The sequence below is a fragment of the Devosia polycyclovorans genome, assembly GCF_042181575.1.
Taxonomy (GTDB): domain Bacteria; phylum Pseudomonadota; class Alphaproteobacteria; order Rhizobiales; family Devosiaceae; genus Devosia; species Devosia polycyclovorans.
In genome coordinates this window covers 1,669,808-1,691,131 of the sequence record NZ_CP170082.1, presented here as the reverse complement: position 1 = coordinate 1,691,131, position 21,324 = coordinate 1,669,808, and the positions used below count along the sequence as shown (strand labels likewise).

The 21,324-nt window shown below is 61.8% G+C and carries 24 protein-coding genes and 1 pseudogene; 11 read left to right on the top strand and 14 right to left on the bottom strand.

The genetic code is table 11. The annotated features are described in order from the left end of the window. Positions 1-21: 21 nt before the first annotated feature. A complete protein-coding gene (locus ACE4RL_RS08530; RefSeq protein WP_350181273.1) occupies positions 22-219 on the bottom strand; it encodes a hypothetical protein in 198 nt (65 codons plus the stop codon). Between the two features lie 93 nt (positions 220-312). On the opposite strand from ACE4RL_RS08530, the gene ACE4RL_RS08525 reads away from it, so the two are divergent. The 3 genes from ACE4RL_RS08525 (at position 313) to ACE4RL_RS08515 (ending at position 3,744) form a co-directional block, all read left to right on the top strand. Then, entirely contained in the window at positions 313-1,290 is a 978-nt protein-coding gene (locus tag ACE4RL_RS08525) for a ribonuclease (RefSeq protein ID WP_375600068.1), read from the top strand. Positions 1,291-1,438: 148 nt separating this feature from the next. Next, positions 1,439-2,206, top strand: a complete 768-nt coding sequence (locus tag ACE4RL_RS08520; protein WP_375600067.1) for an ABC transporter ATP-binding protein — start codon at positions 1,439-1,441, stop codon at positions 2,204-2,206. Beyond that, positions 2,203-3,744: a permease gene (locus ACE4RL_RS08515; protein WP_375600066.1), complete on the top strand. Its 1,542-nt coding sequence runs from the start codon at positions 2,203-2,205 to the stop codon at positions 3,742-3,744. Before ACE4RL_RS08520 ends, ACE4RL_RS08515 begins: the two co-directional genes overlap by 4 nt. 107 nt (positions 3,745-3,851) lie before the next feature. Here the strand turns inward: ACE4RL_RS08515 and ACE4RL_RS08510 are convergent, their stop codons facing one another. After that, on the bottom strand, positions 3,852-4,025 hold the full coding sequence (locus ACE4RL_RS08510) for a DUF1328 domain-containing protein (protein ID WP_375600065.1): 174 nt from the start codon (positions 4,023-4,025) through the stop codon (positions 3,852-3,854). Positions 4,026-4,168: 143 nt separating this feature from the next. On the opposite strand from ACE4RL_RS08510, the gene ACE4RL_RS08505 reads away from it, so the two are divergent. Then, positions 4,169-6,496 (top strand): putative bifunctional diguanylate cyclase/phosphodiesterase, encoded by a 2,328-nt coding sequence (locus tag ACE4RL_RS08505; protein ID WP_375600064.1) that lies wholly within the window; start codon positions 4,169-4,171, stop codon positions 6,494-6,496. 22 nt (positions 6,497-6,518) lie between these two features. Here ACE4RL_RS08505 and ACE4RL_RS08500 read toward each other — a convergent pair whose 3' ends face one another. The 5 genes and pseudogenes from ACE4RL_RS08500 to motA form a co-directional block, all read right to left on the bottom strand. Further along, a complete protein-coding gene (locus ACE4RL_RS08500; RefSeq protein ID WP_375600063.1) occupies positions 6,519-7,517 on the bottom strand; it encodes a FecR domain-containing protein in 999 nt (332 codons plus the stop codon). A gap of 208 nt (positions 7,518-7,725) precedes the next feature. Beyond that, positions 7,726-8,109, bottom strand: a complete 384-nt coding sequence (locus ACE4RL_RS08495; RefSeq protein WP_375600062.1) for a pentapeptide repeat-containing protein — start codon at positions 8,107-8,109, stop codon at positions 7,726-7,728. A gap of 256 nt (positions 8,110-8,365) precedes the next feature. Continuing rightward, positions 8,366-8,557: pseudogene (locus ACE4RL_RS08490) on the bottom strand (hypothetical protein); the annotation flags it as partial. A 331-nt stretch (positions 8,558-8,888) separates the two neighbouring features. Next, positions 8,889-9,809, bottom strand: a complete 921-nt coding sequence (locus ACE4RL_RS08485; protein ID WP_375600061.1) for a flagellar motor protein MotB — start codon at positions 9,807-9,809, stop codon at positions 8,889-8,891. A gap of 23 nt (positions 9,810-9,832) precedes the next feature. After that, entirely contained in the window at positions 9,833-10,696 is an 864-nt protein-coding gene (gene motA, locus ACE4RL_RS08480; protein WP_375600060.1) for a flagellar motor stator protein MotA, read from the bottom strand. 176 nt (positions 10,697-10,872) lie between these two features. Here motA and ACE4RL_RS08475 point away from each other — a divergent pair, with 176 nt between their 5' ends. Continuing rightward, on the top strand, positions 10,873-11,313 hold the full coding sequence (locus ACE4RL_RS08475; RefSeq protein WP_375600059.1) for a hypothetical protein: 441 nt from the start codon (positions 10,873-10,875) through the stop codon (positions 11,311-11,313). 70 nt (positions 11,314-11,383) lie between these two features. Here the strand turns inward: ACE4RL_RS08475 and yghU are convergent, their stop codons facing one another. Continuing rightward, on the bottom strand, positions 11,384-12,250 hold the full coding sequence (gene yghU / locus ACE4RL_RS08470; protein ID WP_375600058.1) for a glutathione-dependent disulfide-bond oxidoreductase: 867 nt from the start codon (positions 12,248-12,250) through the stop codon (positions 11,384-11,386). A 141-nt stretch (positions 12,251-12,391) separates the two neighbouring features. Between yghU and ACE4RL_RS08465 the strand changes: the two genes are divergently transcribed. Then, positions 12,392-13,498 (top strand): class I SAM-dependent RNA methyltransferase, encoded by a 1,107-nt coding sequence (locus tag ACE4RL_RS08465; RefSeq protein ID WP_375600057.1) that lies wholly within the window; start codon positions 12,392-12,394, stop codon positions 13,496-13,498. Positions 13,499-13,563: 65 nt separating this feature from the next. Here ACE4RL_RS08465 and ACE4RL_RS08460 read toward each other — a convergent pair whose 3' ends face one another. Beyond that, a complete protein-coding gene (locus ACE4RL_RS08460) occupies positions 13,564-14,937 on the bottom strand; it encodes an HD-GYP domain-containing protein (RefSeq protein ID WP_375600056.1) in 1,374 nt (457 codons plus the stop codon). Between the two features lie 207 nt (positions 14,938-15,144). On the opposite strand from ACE4RL_RS08460, the gene ACE4RL_RS08455 reads away from it, so the two are divergent. The 3 genes from ACE4RL_RS08455 (at position 15,145) to ACE4RL_RS08445 (ending at position 16,497) form a co-directional block, all read left to right on the top strand. After that, complete coding sequence (locus ACE4RL_RS08455; RefSeq protein WP_375600055.1) at positions 15,145-15,513, top strand: response regulator; 369 nt, start codon at positions 15,145-15,147, stop codon at positions 15,511-15,513. 56 nt (positions 15,514-15,569) lie between these two features. Continuing rightward, the gene (locus tag ACE4RL_RS08450) at positions 15,570-16,196 is read left to right on the top strand and encodes a DedA family protein (protein ID WP_375600054.1); all 627 of its coding nucleotides are present in this window, start codon (positions 15,570-15,572) and stop codon (positions 16,194-16,196) included. 100 nt (positions 16,197-16,296) lie between these two features. Next, positions 16,297-16,497, top strand: coding sequence for a CsbD family protein (locus ACE4RL_RS08445; protein ID WP_375600053.1), 201 nt, complete (start codon positions 16,297-16,299; stop codon positions 16,495-16,497). Between the two features lie 65 nt (positions 16,498-16,562). Here the strand turns inward: ACE4RL_RS08445 and ACE4RL_RS08440 are convergent, their stop codons facing one another. From ACE4RL_RS08440 to ACE4RL_RS08430, 3 genes are all read right to left on the bottom strand, one after another. Further along, the gene (locus ACE4RL_RS08440) at positions 16,563-17,789 is read right to left on the bottom strand and encodes a PQQ-dependent sugar dehydrogenase (RefSeq protein ID WP_375600052.1); all 1,227 of its coding nucleotides are present in this window, start codon (positions 17,787-17,789) and stop codon (positions 16,563-16,565) included. 90 nt (positions 17,790-17,879) lie between these two features. Further along, positions 17,880-18,209, bottom strand: a complete 330-nt coding sequence (locus tag ACE4RL_RS08435) for a hypothetical protein (protein ID WP_375600051.1) — start codon at positions 18,207-18,209, stop codon at positions 17,880-17,882. An 81-nt stretch (positions 18,210-18,290) separates the two neighbouring features. Then, a complete protein-coding gene (locus ACE4RL_RS08430) occupies positions 18,291-18,413 on the bottom strand; it encodes a VOC family protein (protein WP_375600050.1) in 123 nt (40 codons plus the stop codon). 87 nt (positions 18,414-18,500) lie between these two features. Between ACE4RL_RS08430 and ACE4RL_RS08425 the strand changes: the two genes are divergently transcribed. Both ACE4RL_RS08425 and greA read left to right on the top strand, forming a co-directional pair. Next, positions 18,501-18,860 carry a DUF2200 domain-containing protein gene (locus ACE4RL_RS08425; RefSeq protein WP_375600049.1) on the top strand — a complete coding sequence of 120 codons (360 nt, stop codon included), beginning with the start codon at positions 18,501-18,503 and terminating at the stop codon, positions 18,858-18,860. Positions 18,861-18,973: 113 nt separating this feature from the next. Beyond that, on the top strand, positions 18,974-19,456 hold the full coding sequence (gene greA / locus ACE4RL_RS08420) for a transcription elongation factor GreA (RefSeq protein ID WP_375600048.1): 483 nt from the start codon (positions 18,974-18,976) through the stop codon (positions 19,454-19,456). Positions 19,457-19,762: 306 nt separating this feature from the next. Here greA and ACE4RL_RS08415 read toward each other — a convergent pair whose 3' ends face one another. Continuing rightward, positions 19,763-20,059: a helix-turn-helix domain-containing protein gene (locus tag ACE4RL_RS08415; RefSeq protein WP_375600047.1), complete on the bottom strand. Its 297-nt coding sequence runs from the start codon at positions 20,057-20,059 to the stop codon at positions 19,763-19,765. A 636-nt stretch (positions 20,060-20,695) separates the two neighbouring features. Further along, the gene (locus tag ACE4RL_RS08410; RefSeq protein ID WP_375600046.1) at positions 20,696-21,316 is read right to left on the bottom strand and encodes a DUF5343 domain-containing protein; all 621 of its coding nucleotides are present in this window, start codon (positions 21,314-21,316) and stop codon (positions 20,696-20,698) included. Positions 21,317-21,324: the final 8 nt, after the last annotated feature.

The window sequence follows — 21,324 nt, the reverse complement described above, 5'->3', positions numbered from 1 at the left end:
CAATTCTATCTGCAGCCGCTTCTACTGGCCGTCCGGCGTCACATCGACACTCACGGCGGGAACATCAACATCGACGGTGCCGCCACCGGAACCGTCGCCATTGAAGAAGACCAGATAGCCGATGGCCAGCAGCGCCAGCACCACGATGATACCGACGATCATTCCAGCGCCGCTCCCGCCTCGGTCGACAACTACAGTTTCACGATCAGGTTCAGACATTCCATGCCTCCTTTGGCTATGGCAGGAGAACGGCGCTGGCAGCCTGGCGGTTCCGGCATGCTCCACCAGCACAACGAGCCCAGGAGATGAAACATGCTAAAGCAACTCGCATTCGCATTTGTGCTGCTCGCCGCGGCACCGGCACTGGCAGAGGTTCCACTGTCTGGTACGTTCACCTCGGAAAAGGCCTGCCCGGCTTTTCAGTCGATCAACCGCCAGACCAATCCCGGCAGTGTCACCCTTTCCCCCGGTGAAACCTATGAGCTGGTCGCCGCCAACAACACGCCGGCCACCCATCTCCGGCTCATCATCCCCAGCGCAGAACCTGCGCGGCGCTGGGTAGAGATCAATTGTGGCACCACCGATATCGCCCTGCCGACGGCTGACAAAACGGCCACGCCGCAACAGGCCTATCGCGGCACCCAATACGTGCTGGCCGTCAATTGGCAGCCCGCCTTTTGTGAGACGGCCTCCCGCACCACCGAATGCCGCAATCAACGCGGGAACAGCTTCGAGGCAACCCATTTCACCCTCCATGGCCTTTGGCCGCAGCCGCGCAGCAATGAATATTGCGGGGTCCCCGAGCGCGACATCTGGGCCAGCCGCGACGGTCGTTGGCGTGATCGGCCCCTGCTCGACCTCACCATCGCCCAACGGCGCGACCTGGATGAAGTGATGCCCGGCAGCCAGTCCGGGCTCGACCGCCACGAATGGACCAAACATGGCACCTGCTACGGCACCGACCAGCGCGAATACTTTGCTGACTCACTGGATTTGATGCTTGCCTTGAATACCTCTCAAGTCGCTGAGCTCTTTGCCAGCAACATCGGCAAGCGCCTCACCCTCGCTCAGGTTCGCGATGCCTTCGACTCGTCATTTGGTGCCGGAAGCGGCGAGCGCATCACCATGCGTTGCGTGCGCGACGGCAATCGTACATTGATCACCGAATTGCAGATCAACCTGACAGGCGAGATCACGGGCCCCGACGATTTCGGAGCCTTGCTACGGGCAGCGAACCCCGCCCAGGTCGAATGCCGCTCGGGCCAGGTGGATGCCGTAGGGTTGCAGTAGAGGGAAGCAGCAACCACCGGATCCCTTGCCCACCTTCGGCAATGCCGACCCGCCGCGACCCGTTGGCCGTTCCATTCCGTTAACGATTGCCATTCACTTGACCGAAAGGGCGGCAAGGCTAGCGTCTGCACTCAGCCTGGAGCCCGCCATGCCCGCCGCCGCCCTTTCCATTTCCGGCCTCAAGAAATCCTTTGACCGCCCCGTCGTCAAAGGGATTGACCTGACCATACGGCCTGGCGAGTTCTATGCTCTTCTTGGCCCCAATGGCGCCGGCAAGACCACAATCCTGCGCATGGTTGCCGGTCTGCTCAAGCCGGACGCGGGGTCCATCTCGGTGCTCGGCAGCGACGCCCTCGCCGATCCGGTGGCCGCCAAACGCCGCATGGCCTGGGTTTCCGACGAACCTATGGTCTATGACCGGCTCAGCCCGCTCGAATATCTCGATTTCGTGGCGGGTCTCTGGCAAGTCGACCCTGCACGGGCCAGGCAGTCTGCCCATGAACTGATCGACTGGCTCGGTCTTGCGCCCTTCGCCAATGACCTTTGCGGCGGCTTTTCCAAGGGCATGCTGCAGAAAGTGGCACTCGCTGGCGCGCTGGTCCACCATCCCGATCTCATCATTCTCGATGAACCCCTGACCGGGCTCGACGCCGGTTCCGCGCGTCAGGTCAAGGATGTGCTGCGCAGCAAGACCGCTGCGGGCGTCACCGTCATCATGACAACCCACATTCTCGAAGTGGCCGAACGCATGGCCGAACGCATTGGCGTCATCGCCGACGGCCGTCTGATTGCCGAAGGGACCTTGGACGAGCTGCGCACCCGCATCGGCCGCGAAACCACGCTGGAAGAAATCTTCCTCGATCTGGTCGCCCAGAGTTCGGCGGAACAAGGCAAAGACAGGCAGGACGCAGCGTGAGCCTCGTCCCCACCACCCTGCCCTGGCTCGCGGCCCACGAGTTCCGGCTGGCCTGGCGCGATGCCCTGGCCATGATGACCGGTGGGCATCGTGTGCGGCTGCTTGGCTGGATTGTCGGCGGCGGCGCCGTATTTGGGCTGATGCTCCTCATCACATGGTTTGCCGTTCGCCCCTGGGTGGAAGCCGGCATCAGAATTGACAAACAGACGCTCGCGGCCATCTCCGGCATGGGCCTGTTGTTCTGGGCGGTCACCCTGTCCCAGGCGCTCGAAGCAGTGACCCGGGTCTATTATGGCCGGTCCGATCTGGACCTGATCCTCTCCTCCCCTGTGTCCAGCGCCCGGCTCTTTGCCGTCCGCGCCGGGACAGTTTTGGTTTCCACCACCGCGCTGGGCAGCCTGCTGGTTAGTCCGCTTGTCCTCTCGCTGGTACTGCAGGACGGGCCGCGTTGGTTTTCCGCTCTTCTGGTCATACTTGCGCTGGCGGCCCTCTCGGTGGCCATAGCCATGCTCATTACCCGCCTGCTGTTTCAAATCGTCGGTCCACGCCGCACCCGTCTGATCGCCCAGATCGTCGCGGGCATCGTTGGTGCGGGATTTGTCATTGGCATACAGGCAGCCGCAATTCTTTCGCACCAAGGCTTTACCAGACTCTCTTTCTTCCAGTCTGACGCCCTCATCGCCGCGGCACCTGGTCCCGATAACGTGCTCTGGCTGCCGGCACGCGCCGCCCTGGGCGAGCCGGTTCCGGCGGTGATGATGGTGTCTGTCTCGCTACTCCTCCTCGCGACCAGCATTTGCCTGATTGCTCCGAGCTACGGCCGCTTGGCCTCCGCGGCGGCTGGCCTCAACCACATCCGTAGCCGCCGCCGTCCGGCCAGAAATGATTTCCGCCCCACCACCCAGCGCCAGGCTCTCCGCCGCAAGGAGTTCAAACTGCTCCAGCGCGATCCCTGGCTGCTCTCGCAAACGCTGATGCAACTGCTCTATCTCGTCCCGCCCGCCCTGCTGCTTTGGGTCAATTATGGTTCGGTATCCGGTGATGGGAGCTTTATCGTCATCGTCCCGGTCCTGGTCATGGCCTGCGGTCAGCTAGCCGGCGGTCTGGCCTGGCTCGCAATTTCAGGAGAAGATGCGCACGATCTGGTCGCCACCGCACCACTGACGCAATCAACAATACTGCGCGCCAAAATCGAGGCCGTGCTCTCGATCATTCTGGTGGTGATGGCCCCACTTCTGCTGCTCATCGGATTTGCGGCCTGGCCTATGGCCATCATCGTCGCCATCTGCGCTGCATCGGCTGCCGCAGCATCCACCGCCATTCAGCTTTGGTTTCGCGTCACTGCAAAACGCTCCATGTTCCGCCGTCGGCAGGTCGCCTCACGTGCAGCAACCCTTTGCGAGGCCTTTTCATCCATACTCTGGGCAGGCACCGGCGCGTTGTGGGCCGGCGGCCTGGCATGGCTCGCTATAGGCCCGGCCCTGCTCGCCCTGGGTGTTCTTGGACTGGCGCGACTTCTGGCGCCGAGGCAGGCCTGAGATCGGGCCTTCCGGTCCCCCACGCCGCCACCAGCAATCTGTCCGAACTGCTCACGTTCGCGCCTGGGCAACTGCCACTGCGTGGCCGGGCAGGCATACCGCACGCCCTAAAACAGGATCGCCAGGCCCATCATGGCCATGATCAGGATAATGACGATGCCGATCAGCATGATGCCGGCGACGATCTTGGCAAGCGTCGCGGCTGCACCCGCCAATCCAGTAAAGCCCATCAGGCCCGCAACAAAGGCAATGACAATGAGAATAAGCAGGAGTTGCAGCATGGAACGGTTGGACCTTTCATCTGGTGTTCAGCGCCAACGTTGCCAATAGGAGCTCTGTTCCAGATCACCCGCGGTAAATAATCAGTCTTAACCGGATGTCAGGGCTCGCCGGAGTAGGTTGGGTTCTGGCCGGGGAGACACTGTTGCGGCAACTACTTAGATGGACGGCTGCCTTCGTGGCGATGCTGGTACTGCTGGGCTTGACGCAGGCTGGCATGTTGGCCTCGCTTGACCGCCGCCTGGAGGACTGGCGCCTTGCGTCTGCCAACCGTCCGGTCAGCGGCACCACCGTGGTGGTGGAAATAGACAGCAAGAGCCTCGCCGAAATCGGAGTTTGGCCCTGGCCACGCAGCCTTCACGCTACCCTGCTCGATCGGCTCATGGAGGCCGGCGCCGACGAGGTCGCCTTCGACATCGATTTTTCCAGCAGCCGCGACCCATTCGACGATGCTCTCTTCACCGCGGCACTGGAGCGGGCTGGCGGCTACGCCTATCTCGCGGCCTTTGCCCAGATGGGCCCGGATGGCCAGTTGCACTTCTCCCGCCCCCTCCCCGAGTTTTCCGCTGCGGCCGACCCTGTGCTGGTCAACGTACTGCTCAACCCTGTGACGGCAACGGCCCACAGTCTGCCCATCGCTGCTTCCGATGCAGCCGGGACTATTCCCGCTCTCGCCGTGCAACTGGCCCGCGGCAATGCGCCCTTGCCCCAAGTGCTGGAAGTAGATTTCTCACTCGATCTGGCGTCGCTGGAACGCCTGAGCTTCACCGATGTGCTGTATGGCCGGGTCGACCTTGCTCTCTTGGCGGGCAAGCAGGTCATCATCGGAGCGAGCGCCATCGAACTGCGCGACTTCTTCACCGTGCCGCGGTACGGGGTCATTCCTGGCCCCGTGCTGCAGGCCTTGGCGCTCGAAACGATCAAGACGGGACGCATCCTGGTCAATTGGGGCGGTCTGCCGGGCGTGCTGATCGTGTCCGTCCTGACCTTGCTGTTGCTCGTGCACAGGCGCAAGGCCAACGCGCAAGCGATCTTCGCGGGTCTGGTGCTTGCAGCCCTACTGGGCGAAGCTCTGGCACTTCTGGCCCATTCCCACGCCAATGTGGTGGTCAGCACTGCAAGCCTGCATGTCGGCCTGGTAGTCCTGTTCGGACTCGCCCTGGCCGATAACGGCTATGACCACCTCCTGGCCCGGCGCGCCGCCCAGGACCGGATACGCTTCCTGGCCACGCACGATGCGGCCACGGGCCTGCTTTCGCAGCAGGGCCTGATGGAGCTTCCGCGCCCCGCTCACCCGCTGATGCTTCTGCTGCTGCAGGTCCAGGCGACAGACGAACTGCGGGTCACCCTGGGGCATGATGTTGTGGAGGCCGTTCTGCTCCAGTTCGCCCACCGCCTCGGGCACACCGGGTTCAGCGAGGTGGCGCGCACCGCGCCATCCACCTTTGCTCTGCTGCGCGATGATGACGGAGATGCCGATCGGCTCGCCAATATCGCGCGGCAATTGAGGTCTTCGCTTTCGGGGGAATACCACGCCGACGGGCACCATTTGCATGTTGAGATAGTGGTCGGCTTCGCCGCAGGATCGATCAGCCGCGGCGAATTGCTCACCCAGGCCGAAATGGCCCTGATCCAGGCGCGCGCCGACCGTCTGAACACCCGTGGCTTCAGCCCAGCCGACCAGTCGGTTCTGGACCGCCACCGTCAGCTCGACCGGGACCTGCGCCGCGCTCTGGGCCGCAATCAGCTCCGCCTCAACTTTCAGCCGCAGGTCGACCTGAAATCCCGCAGCATCATTGGCGCTGAGGCTTTGATGCGTTGGGACCATCCCGAACTGGGCTCCGTGTCCCCCGCCGAATTCATTCCCCTTGCCGAAGAAACCGGCCTGATCGTGGAACTGGGGCGCTGGATTCTATGGGAGGCCTGTCACCAGGCCGCAGCCTGGCCCAACCCGGCTACCGTTGCGGTCAACGTATCGCCAATTCAGTTCCAGCACGCCGACATTGCCGCGACCGTGGCCGCGGCCCTGCGCAGATCGGGCCTGCCTGCGTCCCGGCTCGAACTGGAGATCACCGAGAGCAGCCGCGTGACCGATCCGCGCCGCGTCCATGATGTGATGTGGCAATTGCGCGATCTGGGCGTGCGCCTGGCGATTGACGATTTCGGCACGGGCTATTCGTCGCTGAGCTATTTCCGCGACCTGCCCTTTGATTTGGTCAAGATCGACCAGAGCTTTGTGCGAAACCGCACTTCGGCCACCGACCGGAACCTGCTGTCAGCCATCATTGACTTGTCGGCCCGGATGGACAAACGCACCATTGCCGAGGGCGTGGAGGACGAACAGACCGCCGCCCTCCTGGCTGGTCTAGGCTGCAACTATGGCCAGGGATACTATTTCAGCCGGCCGGTACCGAGCGCCGACTTCGCCAAGGTGCTAGCAGGCCTGAGCCACGGGCTTCAGTCCTCGCCTTAAGGCGTGATGCCAGCGGGCTCGGCTAGAGCCCCAGTTTCGCGCCGAGGCCGCCGCCGCCAACACCGACGCTAACCTCCGCTGGTCCCAGATCAACATTGACCGCGGTGCCACCTGCGCCGCCATTGCCCACCGAAGCACCGGCTGACGTTCCGCCGGTTCCTGCCGCGGCACCAGCGGTCACCCCAGTACCGCCAACACCAGCACCGGCAGTCACGTTCAGGTTACCACCTCCCGCGCTCGCACCAGCCGTCGCTGTCACCCCTGTTCCAGCCGATGCACCTGCACCTGCCGTCGCCGTTGCCCCGGTTCCGGCCGTCGCGCCCACACCTGCCGTCACACCAGTGTTGCCAGCGCCCGCCGTCACCTGAATACCGCTGGTAGCGGCAGCGGCAGTCTCCACACCGACACCGCTCACAAAGGCCTCGCGAGCCGCTGCAGGTACCGCCACCCCGCCGATCAGAAAGACCGCCTTGTCGGCGCCTGGACCTTCTACCTTGAGCGGGCGCGACTGACTGGCGGCTGCTGACTGCCCGCGTGTGACATCGACCACCACATCATGAATGCTGTCCTGCACCTGAACGATGCCACTCATCACGTCCACCCCCGCCAGGCCGTTGCTATAGGTAACCGTGAACTGTGTACCCTTTACAATCGCGGCTAGGATTGGGGTCTGCACGGAAAAATGCTGCACATTGCGCTTCTCGGCCGTTACGGTGACGATGCCGCTGCTCTGGATCACGCTGGTCATCTTTTGTCCCGCGGCATCCCGCACGGCAATCTGGGTATTGGGGCCAAGGGCAATGCTCTCCTGCCCGCGCACAAGGTCCACCCGCCCGGTTCCGGTCGTCCGCACCTTGCCACCATCGGGCACCACATCGCCCCGTTCCAGGGTCACCCAATTGCCACGCTCGTACTGCAGCACGTCACCGCGCAGGCGCTCGGCGATCCACTCATCAGCAATGGCAACCGAACAGCTGCAGGCCAGCGCCAGTGTAGCAAGAATAGATTTTACGACACCCATGACAATCTCCCACGCCCGATGCACCACTTTACTGTGTGTACTATCGCGTAGAGACCTATTAACCCGGCCTTACCGAGGTCAAAGAACCCGGGACATACCGCAAGTTACCTAGAACTCCGGTTAACGCCTTCTGCCGCTCAATACCGCAATTTGATGCAAATTGGCCGGCGCCTGATTGGCGCCGGCCCTGTACAATTCGAAGCGTCTTCTAGTGGACGTCAATCGTCGTCGTCATCGCCCCAGGAGCTGCCGCCCCCGGCAGAACCGCCTCCAGAGCTACCGCCCCCAGCAGAACCGCCCCCAGCAGAACCGCCCCCGCCAGAACCGCCTCCAGAGCTACCGCCCCCAGCAGAACCGCCCCCAGCAGAACCGCCCCCGGCAGAACCGCCCCCGGCAGAACCGCCTCCAGAGCTACCGCCCCCAGCAGAACCGCCCCCGCCAGAACCGCCTCCGCCAGAACCGCCTCCGCCAGAACCGCCTCCAGAGCTACCGGCCCCAGCAGAACCGCCCCCGCCGGAGCTATTCCCACCACCGCCGGCCGAGGCACTACTACTGGAGCGGCCCGGGTCGCCCGCCGGCGACTGGTAGCCACTCTTCTCCTCGGCCGCTGGATCATAACCGGCAGCCTGGGCGGCCGCAGTCGCTCCGACCACGGGCCGCCCGTTCACAACATAGATAGTGCTGGATGACCCGGGGCCGCTGACCTGCAGCGGATTGTCCGTTCCCGCAGACGCCGACTGCCCCACCACGACATCGGCGACCACATTGTTCACCGTGTCTTGCACCTGAACGACGCCGCTATCCACTGCGACTGTGGCGCGGCCGTTCGACAGCTTTACCGAAAACTGCGTGCCCTTGACGACCGCGGCCAACACCGGGGTGGTGACCTGAAAATGCTCGACATTCCGCTTGTCCGCGGTGATCCGCACAGTTCCAAGATGCTGTTCGACATCTGTGAGCTTTCGGCCTTGGGCCTCGTGAATGGCCAGGAATGTGCCGGGCCCCAATTCAATGGACTCATTGCCACGAACAAGTTCCATGCGTGCATTATGAAAAGTACGCACATGATGCGAGCGCCGCACGATGTCGCCAATGGCAAGCGGGTGCCATTCCCGCCCATCATAGTGCTGCGCGTCTCCGCGCAGCCGGGCAACCGTCCAGTCCTGGGCTGCGGCAAAAACAGAAGATGAAATCAGAATGAGTAGTAAGGCCGTCAAACGCGTCATGGTGCGCATGAGAGATCTCCCCCAAAGTAATCCTTTGAAGATGCGCCCCAACTGCTTAAACAGTTCTGTCACAATTCTGAACGATTAAGTCCCGCGCGATCACGGCGAAGATCGCGGTTAATCATTTCTTTCCGCCTCTTGAGCCTCAGAACGATAGGTCAGTTGGCACTGGCGGAGGGGCGTGCAGCACCGTGATCCGCACCCGTTCATTGGCGGCCATATAGGGATCGTTGGGAAAGAACGGTTCACCCGTCGCTCGCCCGGCTACGGCCTTGAAGCGATCGTCGCTCATGCCGAACTCACCCAGGATCGAGCGCACCACATTGGCGCGGTCCGCCGACAGTTCCCAGGGTCCGTAGCGCGGATTGTCGTAGCGCCCGCCCGCCGCGGTATGGCCCGATATTGTCACCTGCGCATTGAGCTGCTGCAGGATCGGACCAATCGCCGCGATCGCTGCACGGGTGGGCTCCAGCGGATATTTCGACCCCTCTGGGAACATGGGGCGGCCCTGCTGGTCAACGATCTGGATATCCAGCCCCTCCTCGGTCTGCTCGACAAGCAGATTGTCCAGGAATGGGGTCACTTCGGGCAGCGACTGCCAGGCCTGCTTGATGCTCGCCGCCGCACTGTGGAACGCCTGCGCTTCAAGCGATTGCAGGTTGAACTCACTGTCGCTGCTGGCGCGTTGCTCGCTGCCCTGCTGGCGCGCCGCGCCGCCGATATGGGTATCGGTGGTACCCTGGTCCGAGCTTTGCGGCGACGCTGGTCGGTCCTCGATGATGTCGGCAGAGGAGCCAGACATCTGGTTGCCCGAATTGTCCATCGCACTGCCACCCATCACGCCGCCAGCGCCGCTCGTGGTCGTACTCAGAGATGCAGGCGCGAAATAATTGGCCAGGCCTTCCTTCTGCTCGGGCGTCGTCATGCTGATCAGCCACATCAAGAGGAAGAATGCCATCATCGCCGTCACGAAGTCGGCATAGGCAATCTTCCACGCCCCGCCATGGTGAGCATGGGCGGCCTTCTTGACCTTCTTGATGATGATCGGCTGGTCGTAATTCGCCATTCTGGCTGCCCCCGTTCAGGCTATCAGGTGGTGGCCGGCAGCGCAGCGGTGGCAGCTTCAACTTCAGCAAAGCTCGGGCGCACATCGCTCATCAAGGCCTTGCGCGCGAATTCAATCGCCATCACCGGCGGCTGACCGCCGATATGGGCCAACAGGCCCACCTTGAGCGAGAGGAAGTATTTGGACTCGGCCTCAAATGTGCTCTTGAGTGACTGGGCCATGGGACCAAAAAAGCCATAGGCGACAAATACGCCGAAGAAGGTACCAACCAGCGCGCCACCGATCAGGTGCCCCAGCACTTCGGGCGGCTCCGAGATAGAGCCCATGGTCTTGATCACACCCAGAACCGCGGCCACGATGCCCAGTGCGGGCGTGCCGTCAGCGACCGCCTGCATGGCAGAAACGATCCGTTCCTGCTCCTGATGGTGCGTTTCCAGTTCCTCGTCCATCAGCGCATCCATCTCATGCACATTGTTGGACCCCATGGTCACCATGCGCATGTAGTCGCACACGAACTCCACCGCGTGGTGGTTCTTGGCAAATGTCGGGAAGGCGTTGAACAGGGTGGAATTATGCGGGTCCTCGATATGCGGCTCGATCCCCAGAATGCCCTTCTGCTGGATCAGCTTGTACATCGAGAACTGCAGACCCAGCAGTTCCACATAAGCCGCCTTGTTGTATTTCGGCCCCTTGAGCATCGTACCGAACATGGACGGCACCGCCTTGAGCACCGGTGCCCCGTTTGCGATGATGAAAGCACCGATCGCTGCGCCCAGAATGATCACGAATTCAAAAGGCTGCCACAACACGTAGAGCTTGCCGCCCATCGCCGCATAGCCACCAAACACGCAGGCAAAGACGACGACGATACCGATAATCAGACGCATAGGGCTTACTCAAATTCAATACAAACAGGGCAGGAGGGCAAAAAACGCGCCCCCGACGGCCCACATAATGGTCGGTTACGCTTAACAGGGGGTGTATTCCCGCCACCGCTCCGTGCATGTAGACTGAATTGGACCGCTGCTACGTCGCGGCAAATTTTGACCCCTGCGAGACCACAATGTTCCTGCGCCCCGCTCTTGCGTTCCTTGCCGTCCTGCTGTTGGCACCCGCTGCCGCCGCCCAGTCAGAAGAGGACGTATACGCCCAGATTGAATCCCTCCATGGCAATGCCGATGGGTTCTTCGAGGTCTTCTCTTTGCTTCAAGATGCCGTCATGTTCGGCGACCCTGTCACGTGGGGGCAATATGCCTTTTTCCCGCTGGTGGTGAATGCCAACGGCGAAACCTACGACGTGCTTGAAGAACAGGACCTTGCTGACAATTTCGACATGCTGGTCTCGTTCGACACGCAGCAGGCGTTCCTCAACCAGGATGTGGCAGACCTCATTGTCACCGCAGAAGGTGTCGGCGTCGGCAGTGGTGCAGTGTGGATCAGCAATGTGTGTCTGGACGACGATTGCGCGGCCACACAATGGGGCATTATCGCCATCAATAATTAAACGCACTCCGGCGATGCTAAGTCACCTCCGTCAGACGGAGGTGACTTCAAATCCCAAGGCGAAACCGGCGCTAGACCGTCCCGCGCTCCTTGCGTAGCGCCACAACCTTGTCGACATCGGCCGCCGAGTGCCGCTCGTGCAATTGCTCGTCCTCGGGGCCGCCCGAGGCGTTGACGCACCGGCCGCGCTTTACCGGCTCGCGCGCATCGATCTGCTCGGCCCAGCGAATGACGTTCTTGTAGGTGCCGACATCGAGGAATTCGGCCGCATTATAGGCCCGGCCCAGCACCATGTTGCCGTACCACGGGAAAATCGCCATGTCGGCGATGGTGTAATCGCTCCCCGATATGAACTCCTTGTCCGCCAACTCTCTATCCAGAACATCGAGCTGGCGCTTGGCTTCCATCGCATAGCGATTGATCGGATATTCGAGCTTGATGGGCGCGTAGGCATAGAAATGCCCGAAGCCGCCGCCGAGGAACGGCGCACTGCCCATCTGCCAGAACAGCCAGTTCATCGTTTCGGCCCGCTTTGCCACATCCTTGGACAGGAATGCATCGAACTTGTCGGCCAGATAGACCAGCATCGAGCCGCTCTCGAACAGCCGGATCGGCTCCTTGGGCCCATAATCCATCATCGCGGGAATCTTCGAGTTCGGGTTCACCGACACAAAGCCCGACCCGAACTGGTCACCCTTGCCGATATTGATGAGATACGCGTCATATTCCGCATCATGCCCGGCCGCCAGCAACTCCTCGAGCATGATGGTGACCTTCTGCCCATTGGGAGTTGCCAATGAATAGAGCTGGATGGGATGCTCGCCGCGCGGTAGTTCCTGGTCATGGGTCGGCCCGGCAATCGGTCGATTGGTGCTGGCAAAGGCACCTCCGTTTTCCTTGTCCCAGGTCCAGACTTTGGGCGGCACATATTCGGTCATCGCAACGGCTCTTTCGACAGTGTCCTGAAATTACGGCGAATGGTTCATCGCCTTTCGCCGATATAAGCATAGATCACGCCGGGCGTAACCCGTCCCACCGCAGAACTTGCCAGCCCAGGCGCCCACAGCTACTGCTCGCCCATGAACACGCCTCCATTTGATATCTTCCTGGTTGCCACGCCCGGTCTCGAAGCCCCGCTCGCCGATGAAGCACGCGCCGCCGGCTTCATCGACGCGAAAATCATCGATGGCGGCGTGACCTTTCCCGGCACTTGGCCCGATGTCTGGCGCGCTAACCTGGTGCTGCGCGGCGCCACCCGCGTTCTGGCACGCATCGCCTCTTTCCGCGCCATGCATCTGGCCCAGCTCGACAAGCGCGCGCGAAAACTCCCCTGGTCCGAACTCCTCCGTCCCGATGTGCCCGTCCATGTCGAGGCCAGTTGCAAGCGCTCGCGCATCTATCACGCCGGTGCTGCTGCCCAGCGCGTCGCCACCGCCATCCGCGAGGAATTGGGTGCGCCCATTGCTGAGGATGCCGTGCTCCGCATCATGGTCCGCATCGAGGACGACCTGGTCACCATCAGCATCGACACTTCCGGCGAGTCCCTGCACAAGCGCGGTTTCAAGGAAGGCGTCGCCAAGGCACCGATGCGCGAAACCATGGCCGCGATGTTCCTCGCACAATGCGGCTATACTGGCGCCGAACCAGTGCTCGACCCGATGTGCGGCTCGGGCACCTTCGTCATCGAGGCCGCCGAAATCGCCCTTGGCTTGCAGCCCGGACGCGGCCGAAACTTCGCCTTCGAACAGCTTCCCGGTTTTAACGCCAAAGCCTGGGCAGAGCTGCGCGCACCTGCCGCTCCGACCCCGACAACGACGCGCTTCCTTGGCTTCGACCGCGATCCCGGCGCCATCCGCATGGCATCGGAAAACGCTGCCCGTGCCGGTGTTTCGAACTGCACCGGTTTCGCCCAGCAATCCATTGAAGACCTGGCCCCGCCCGAGGGTCCGCCGGGCCTCGTGATCGTTAATCCACCCTATGGCACCCGCGTGGGCGAAAAAGGCCCGCTCATCGGGCTGCACCGTACCCTCGGCAAGGTTCTCAAGACGCGCTTTTCCGGCTGGCGCGTCGGCATCGTCACGGCCGACCGGCAATTGGCGCAGGCGACCGGATTGGGCTTTGAAACGCCTCTGCCGCCGGTGCTGCATGGCGGCATCCGCGTCGGGCTTTATCGGTCCAGGCTGTAGAATTCCAGACGCACGCGATGCGTCCCTCCCCCTGTCAGGGGGAGGCTAGGTGGGGGCACCTCCCCCTAAGCCGCGCGCTCCCTCCCAGAACCCGCCACGTTTTCAAGCCGCACAAAGCCACGCCGCAACGCTGCAAACACATCTGGGTCGAGCCCGGTACCCACTTCCTTTTCCATGATTTCGAACGCCGCCGACACCGGCATCGCCTTACGATAGGGCCGGTCCGCCGTCAGCGCATCGAAAATATCGGCCACAGTGACAATGCGGGTATCCAGATCGATTGCGTCCGCCTTGATGCCATGCGGATAGCCCCGGCCATTGAGCTTTTCATGGTGGTCCCCGGCAATCCGCGCCATGTCCTGGAATGCTGCTATCTTGGATAGGATTACCCGCCCCAGCTCGGGGTGCCGTTTGATGTCGGCCCACTCCTCATCATCCGGCTTGCCGTTCTTGTCGAGCACGCTGTTGGAAACGCCCAGCTTGCCGATATCGTGCAGCAACGCCGCGCGCTTGAGCCAGCGCCGCCGCTCGGGCGCATAGCCCATTTCCTCCGCGATCAGGTCGGTGAACAGGGCTACGCGATCGCTATGGCCGGCCGTAAACGGGCTTTTGGCGTCAACCACCTGCGCAAAGCCTGCCGCGATGTCGTCCAGATAGTCCTCGTCCACCGCCCGCGTCAGCGCCCGCGGCTCGAGCTCCATCACCCGCTCGTGCAGGTCATTGCTGAGCATGGTCTGCCAGAACCCGGCATCGTCTTTCATCCCCACCAGCAAGGTCACCAATTGCGGATCGAACCAGCGCCCGGAGCGCTCGGTCACCTCGGCCAATGCCGCCTCGGCTCCGCCGCGCATGAAGAACACGTCCACCACCTGCGCCAGCAACGCAATGCGCGCGAACAGCGAAATCTCTTCGCCTTCCAGTTTCACCGGCTGCCCGCTGCCGTCCCAGTGCTCGTCGAGATCGAGAATGCCCTGCGCCACGGCCTCGGAAAACCGCATCGACCGGGCGATCACCGCGCCCCGCTGGCATCGCGTCTCGATCAGTTCCTTGGAGATTTCCCCGCCATTGCGCGCAATATGCACCAGCGTCTGCAGCCGCTCGACAAAGCCTGACTTGCGGCCGGTATTGGCAATCAGAAAGCGCAGGATTTCAGGCAGCTTGGTGTCGACCACCTTGTAATTGCCTTTGAAGCTCAGATCGTCGGCCAGATAGAGCTGGCAGATCCGCGCCGCATTCGAGCTGCATCCGATATCCTTGAGCAGGATAGTATAATAGAGATCGGACAATTCGGCCTGGCTCAGGCCCAAACCCATGCCGACATGCATCCCGATCCAGCAGCACCGCAGGCTGTGGCCAACAGGCTGCCCCTCGGTGATATCGAGCGCATAGCTGAGCGCCCCAACCACTTCGGACAGGTACACAACATCGCGTTCGGCCACGGCACTCCCCTTTCGTGCCGCCCAGCCTATGGGCAAATCCTTAAGGTAATGCCCAGATCCGATGTCCGCCGTGCGCCGCCATTCCAGACAATTTAAACCAAATACTAACCATGTGATCAGCTATGCGGCGGCCGCATGCAACGATCCACCGCGCTGGCGCTTCCCTTCACATGTACATTTCGTAACCGCGTATGGAGGCATACCCAAATGCCCACTGACTTGCGCATACTGATCGTTGAAGACCAGCCGCTCCTGCTGTTGGACCTGGCCGACCAATTGGTCGATTTCGGCCACCACGCCGTGACGGCTGGCACCGCCCGCACGGCTGCGCGTCTGATCGACACCAATATCGATGCCCTCGTGACCGATATTGAACTTGGTGACGGTCCGGACGGGCTGGCCCTGGCGCGCCTTGCGGCCAAAGCTCACCCTGGCCTGCCGATCGTCGTGGTTTCGGGCGGGGTCCGGCCCACCCATGCCCAGTTGCCCCCTGGCGCACAGTTTCTGCCCAAGCCTTACCGGGTCAGCGATATCCTAGCCGCAATCGACACGCAAAAGGCTGCCCACGCCGCCTGATACCGCTCCACCGTCACAGGGTTGTGCAAACCGCCTGCTAAAGAGCACGTCTTGACGTGCAATCAGCGGCCCCGATGGACATCTTCAACGATCTCGTCCTGCCCCTTGCCACCTCGCCCTGGGTCTATTTGATCGCCCTTGGCTTGGTTGTGCTTGATGGCGTATTTCCGGTCTTCCCCAGTGAAGTGGTTGTGGTCGGTCTGGCTGCCCTTGCGGCCTCAAGTGCCGTACCCGACATCCTGTTGCTGCTTCTCACGGCTTCTTTGGGTGCCATCATTGGCGACACCCTGACTTACACGCTGGGCCGGCTGATCGGAATCCGCCGTTTCCAACAGACCCGGTTTCGCCCCCTGGCCCGCCTGCTGCGCTGGGCCAGCCGACGCATGGGCCCGCGCGCAGGCATGGTGGTCCTGACTGCCCGTTTCATTCCCTTTGCGCGCCTGGCGGTCAATCTGACCGCCGGCAGCACCGGTTTTGCTTATCGCAGGTTTGCCCCCTTCTGCCTCGTCGCCGGAGCAGCCTGGGCCGCCTATAATGTCGCCATGGGCTATATCGCGGGTCAGTGGTTTGCCAGCCAGCCCCTGCTCGGCATGGCCCTGGCAATCGGCTTGGCCGTCCTTATCGGACTTGCCCTCGACTTCATGGCCGCCCGCTTGCGCAATAGGCGACGGCCAATGCCCTGACCATCACTTCTGGGGAACGGGCCTGCGTCCCATACGTTGATCCTGCATACCAATTCTCATGGAACCTGCATACCAATTCTCATGGAACAGGAGACGACAAATGGACTGGAATCGCATTGAAGGCAGCTGGAAGCAGTTCTCTGGCAAGGCCAAGGAACAATGGGGCAAGCTGACAGACGACGACGTGTCCCAGATCAATGGCAATCGCGAGCAGCTCGAAGGCAAGCTTCAGGAACGCTACGGCAAGACTAAGGACGAAGTCCGCAAGGAAGTGGACGATTGGTCCAGCCAGATGCACTAATCCTGCCGCCCCTTCATGAACAAGGCCCGGCGCTTTCGCCGGGCCTTTTCTATGCCTTGTCCAGACTACCCGGCCTTGGTCAGCTTCACAATGCTGGACTGGCCGGTGTTCCGGCTCTCGGTGAGCGCGTAGACAGCGCCATCGGGCCCCACCCGCACATCACGCACCCGGGCGCCGATATCGATATGCCGCTCCTGTGCCACGCGGTCGCCCTCCATATGCAGGACCACCACGGCCTGGGCGACGAGCCCGCCTACCAGGAACGTATCATCCCACTCGGGGAACTCATTGCCCTGGTAATTGGCCATGCCGGACGGCGCAATTACCGGATCCCAATAGTAAACCGGCTGCTCGGTTTCAGCGCTTTGCGTAATACCGCCCTCGATCGGCGCGCCGCCATAGGTGACGCCATAGGCCACCTCCGGCCAACCGTAATTGAGGCCGGCCTCAGGCTGGTTCAGTTCGTCCCCTCCGCGGGCGCCATGCTCGACGATCCAGAGCCGGCCGTCATCATCCAGCGTTGCCGACTGCACATTGCGGTGCCCCAGGCTCCAGATTTCCGGCAGTGCGCCGTCATTGCCCTCAATGAACGGATTGCCGTCTACCGGCTCGCCATCAGGCGTAATCCGGAAAATCTTGCCCAGACCACTCTGCAATTCCTGCGCCTGGTCGCGGATCGGATCGTCCGAACGCTCGCCTACCGTCACGTAGAGATTGCCATCTTCGGTCGGCACAATGCGCGACCCGAAATGCAGCCGCCCGTCATAGGTCGGCTCTTGCCGGAAGATCACCTCGACATCTTCAAGGCTGGCGCCGCCGCCATCAGCCAGCACCAGCCGGGCCGAGGCCACCGATGTCCCATTGCCGCTCTCGCGCGGTTCGGAATACGAGACATAGATGCGACCCGTCTCTGCGAAGTCGGGGGCCAGCGCCACGTCGAGCAGCCCACCCTGCCCTACAGCGTCCACCTCCGGCAGTCCCGCAATGGCCTCGCTCACCTCGCCCTCAGGCGTGATGATATGCAGCACCCCCGACTTTGCCGTCACCAGCATGCGGCCATCGGGCAGGAATTCCATTGCCCACAGATGCGGCAACCCCTCTGCAATGACCTCTTGGGTTACCTCGACCGGACTCTCCGGCTGCGACGCACGCCTTTGGCCTTCGAAAGCCGGTACTTGATCTGGTGCGTTTGCGGGCCCGGTTTGCACGGGCTCCGCCTGCGCGAATGCCGGTCCGGCCATGAGGCCGGCCGACAAAATTGTTCCGCAGAGCAGACGGGCTGTGAAAGTCATAGGCTTCTCCTGTCGGTTATCGCGTAGATAACCGGCTAAGCCCTGGCGCCGCCAATCGTTGCCCTTGGATCAATCACGAAATGGAATGCGCTATTGCAGCGCATTCTCCAGATCGTCGCAGCGCACCCACCACTGGCTGGGCATGGCCACGTCGCGCAAGCGACCCAGAAATCCCTCATCGATTCCGAAATCGATCAGGCACAAGTCCATGCCGTCAGAGCTGAGCTTGCTGATCTCGATCGTGGTGCATTCGTCCGGCCGGATCTCCCCGGCGCTGCCAACGGCCTGTTCGAGTTCCTGCTGGCTGGGGCAGGCGATCGGATCGTCGTTGATGGTTGCGGCTGTCTGCGCAAAAGAAGGGCTGACGGCGCATAGGGTAAGCGTGGCAGCGCCCAAGGCGAGCAGAAAATGTCGAGTCATGATGCGGCTCCTTTTCATGGACAGTTAGAACACGCAGTCCGCGCCCGAAGGTTCCCCACCTGGTGGACAAAGCCGGAATTGTTACCCTTTTAGCTGCACGATCTGGATCAGATTGCCGCAAGTGTCGTCGAACACGGCCATATGGATGGTGCCCGCATCCATGGGCTCGACCGTGAACTGCACGCCCTCTGCCTTGAGCCGCATCACCTCTGCCTGCAACGCTGGGCTTTGGCGTCATCCGGCCGGCCATGCTAATATGGAGCCTCGCAATTGCCCGGTTCGGATAGGGACATGGCCGCACACCGCATCTTTTCCACCAGCCTCGCCAGCGTCTATCCGCTCTATGTCGCCAAGGCCGAACGGAAGGGGCGCACCAAAGCCGAGGTGGACGAAATCTTCCGCTGGCTCACCGGCCACGATCAGGCGTCGCTCGATGCCGAGCTGGCCAACCAGACGACGTTCAAGGATTTCTTCGCCAATGCCCCGCACATGAACCCCAACCGGTCCCTCATCACCGGCGTCGTCTGCGGCATCCGGGTTGAAACCATCGAAGACCCGCTGATGCAGGAAATCCGCTATCTCGACAAACTGGTGGACGAGCTGGCCAAGGGCAAGAAAATGGAAAAGATCTTGCGCCAGCCCGCGCCATAGCCAGGGCTGCCGCGCTGGCCGTTTCACAACGCCGCCAGCATGCCTACATATTGGCAAAGCCAGGCTGCGCCGGGCAGCGGCCCTTCATGTCATCGCCAACAGGATAGAATTCAGTGAGCGTAGCCTTTACCAAGGAAGACAGCGCCGAGACGGCCGCCGAAACCATGCTGCCGGAAAAGCCCATTCCTCCGGGCCCGAACCTCGTGACCGCCGTCGGCCTGGCGCAACTCGAACGCCAACTGGCCGAAGCCACTGCCGCCTACGAAACCGCCCTCGCCATCGAAGACATCAACGAACGCCGCCGACAGGCGGCCAATCCATATCGCGACCTGCGCTACCTCACCGAACGCCTCCGCACCGCCCAGGTGGTCCCACCGCCTGAGAGCAACGACCTCGTCGCCTTCGGCTCCCGCATAACCATCGAACGCGACGACGGCCGCACCCAGACCTTCACCATCGTCGGCGAAGACGAAGCCGACCCCAAGGCGGGCACCCTGTCGTTCGCGTCACCGCTGGCTCGGGCGTTGATCGGCAAGGGCGTCGGCGATGTGGCGGTGTTGGGCGAGGCGGAGGTGGAGATTGTGGGAATTGGGTGAGCACCCGCGCGGCTACAGCACCACCACGCGTAAGCGTGAACTTGCACTCATGCTGGACCCTGTCCCCACCTCCCCCTGAACAGGGGGAGGTAGCGCCGCTAGGCCCAACGGGCCATAGCAAAGCTAGGAGGGGGTGATCTGCGGCGACGCTGGCTTTGTCGCCTCCGAAGCAGGGACACCAAGTTTTAGGGCGCGTGCTTTTTGGTTGGATACCCCCACCCAGCCTCCCCCTGATAGGGGGAGGAGCATATCGAGCTTGGCGCTCTTCCCAAGAGCCTCCACAAACTCGGCGCGATCAGCCTGGTGCTATGCCTCGGTCAGCGCCCGCAACACCGCCTCGGGTTCTTTTTCCATCACGTGCAGCAGAGTCCGCGCCGCCCCGCTCGGCTGGCGCTCCCCCTGCCCCCATTTGCGATAGCCGGACGTGCTGGTGCCCAGCATGCGAGCCAGCTGCTCCTGCGTCAGATGCAGCGACTTGCGAATGGAGCGGGCGTCAATTGTTTCAAGATCAACGCGATGCTCAACCACCCCGGTTTTGGCGCCTTCGGCATGGGCCAAGGCTTCACCCATCGCCTCGATCAGGTCCCTGCCAAACTTGCTCATGTCTTACTCCTGTATGCCGCCTTGATCGCTACCGCGATCGCCTTGACAGCCGCTTTTTCGTCGGCCGTGACCCGACTATTGAGTGCAGGCAAAGCTCGCGCGGACGGGTGGCACCCCTATCGTAGGTCTGCCAACGAGAGCAGTTCCTCAACTACACACCTCAAATCAGACCTTAGGACATCCAGGTCATTCCGAATTGCATTGAAGCGCCTGCTATGCGCCGACTTGTCACCTACATCCTTCAGTCGCGGTAGCGCCTGCTTGGTGTTTCGGCTGAGGTTCCAAGCGGTGCATGACGCGGTTCTAGAAATTAGGTCTCGAAGATAGAGAAAATCGCCATCTGAATTCTGTATTTCGCTTGCTCGGCCATGCTTCTCGAAAGCTTCAATTATCAGGGTCTCCAGCAGACGTCGCACCATGACGGCGGAAGCATCGTACCATCCTTGTGAGTACGCACCGTTAGCTTGGTTGGCGACCTTTTCCAGATAGCCCCTAGTTCCCTTGATCAACGCCGATGGGATCAAAACATTCACGTCCCGAGCACGAACGGCGTCCTCAGGTGGCCCGAGAGTTGCTCCAATTTCATGCTGAAGTGCTTGCGCTGCTCGGGCGACATTCTTTGCGAACTGGTCCAACTCAACTCCTGCCATACAGATGCTTGGCCATGCTGGAGAAAACTTGGTCAATCTGCTCTGCGGAAGCGTCGGACGATATGTGCACTTGCACGTCGATGTGAAGGGATGGTGAGTTGGACTGAGAACTGGCCTTTGCCGCCTTTGCCGCAGTTGTTACAGGCGCGTGCAGTGTCTCGGCCTCAAAATGCTGCTCATCTTGTGCAGCGTCGGACTTGAATTCCGCCTCGGCAGCCAAGTTTTTGAAGGTAGATACGGCTTTGCTAATCGCCTGCTTGCCTGCTTTTGTACTTGAGCTAAAGACATGCTCCAACTCCGTGTTCGATCTGAGGTGAGCATCAGGGTAGACAGTGTACAATTCCGCAAAGCCCTGTCGAATTCCCTCCCCCAACGCTTCCTTCCCTCGTGCACCACGAAATTGGGCCCATCGACCTGTTGGTGCGCCACTAGCATCGATTAGCCCTGCGATCCGCAAGACGCCGACCAAGCTGCCATCGTTGCTCGAGGTAAAGCCAATGGTCTTCAACCAAGCATGTGTCACCTTCGAAGGAACGCCGACCTGCTTGAGTTTAGTGAGCAGGGTCGGAATTTTCCCCGGCACTGTGGTATATACTACGTCGGACATTGCATTCC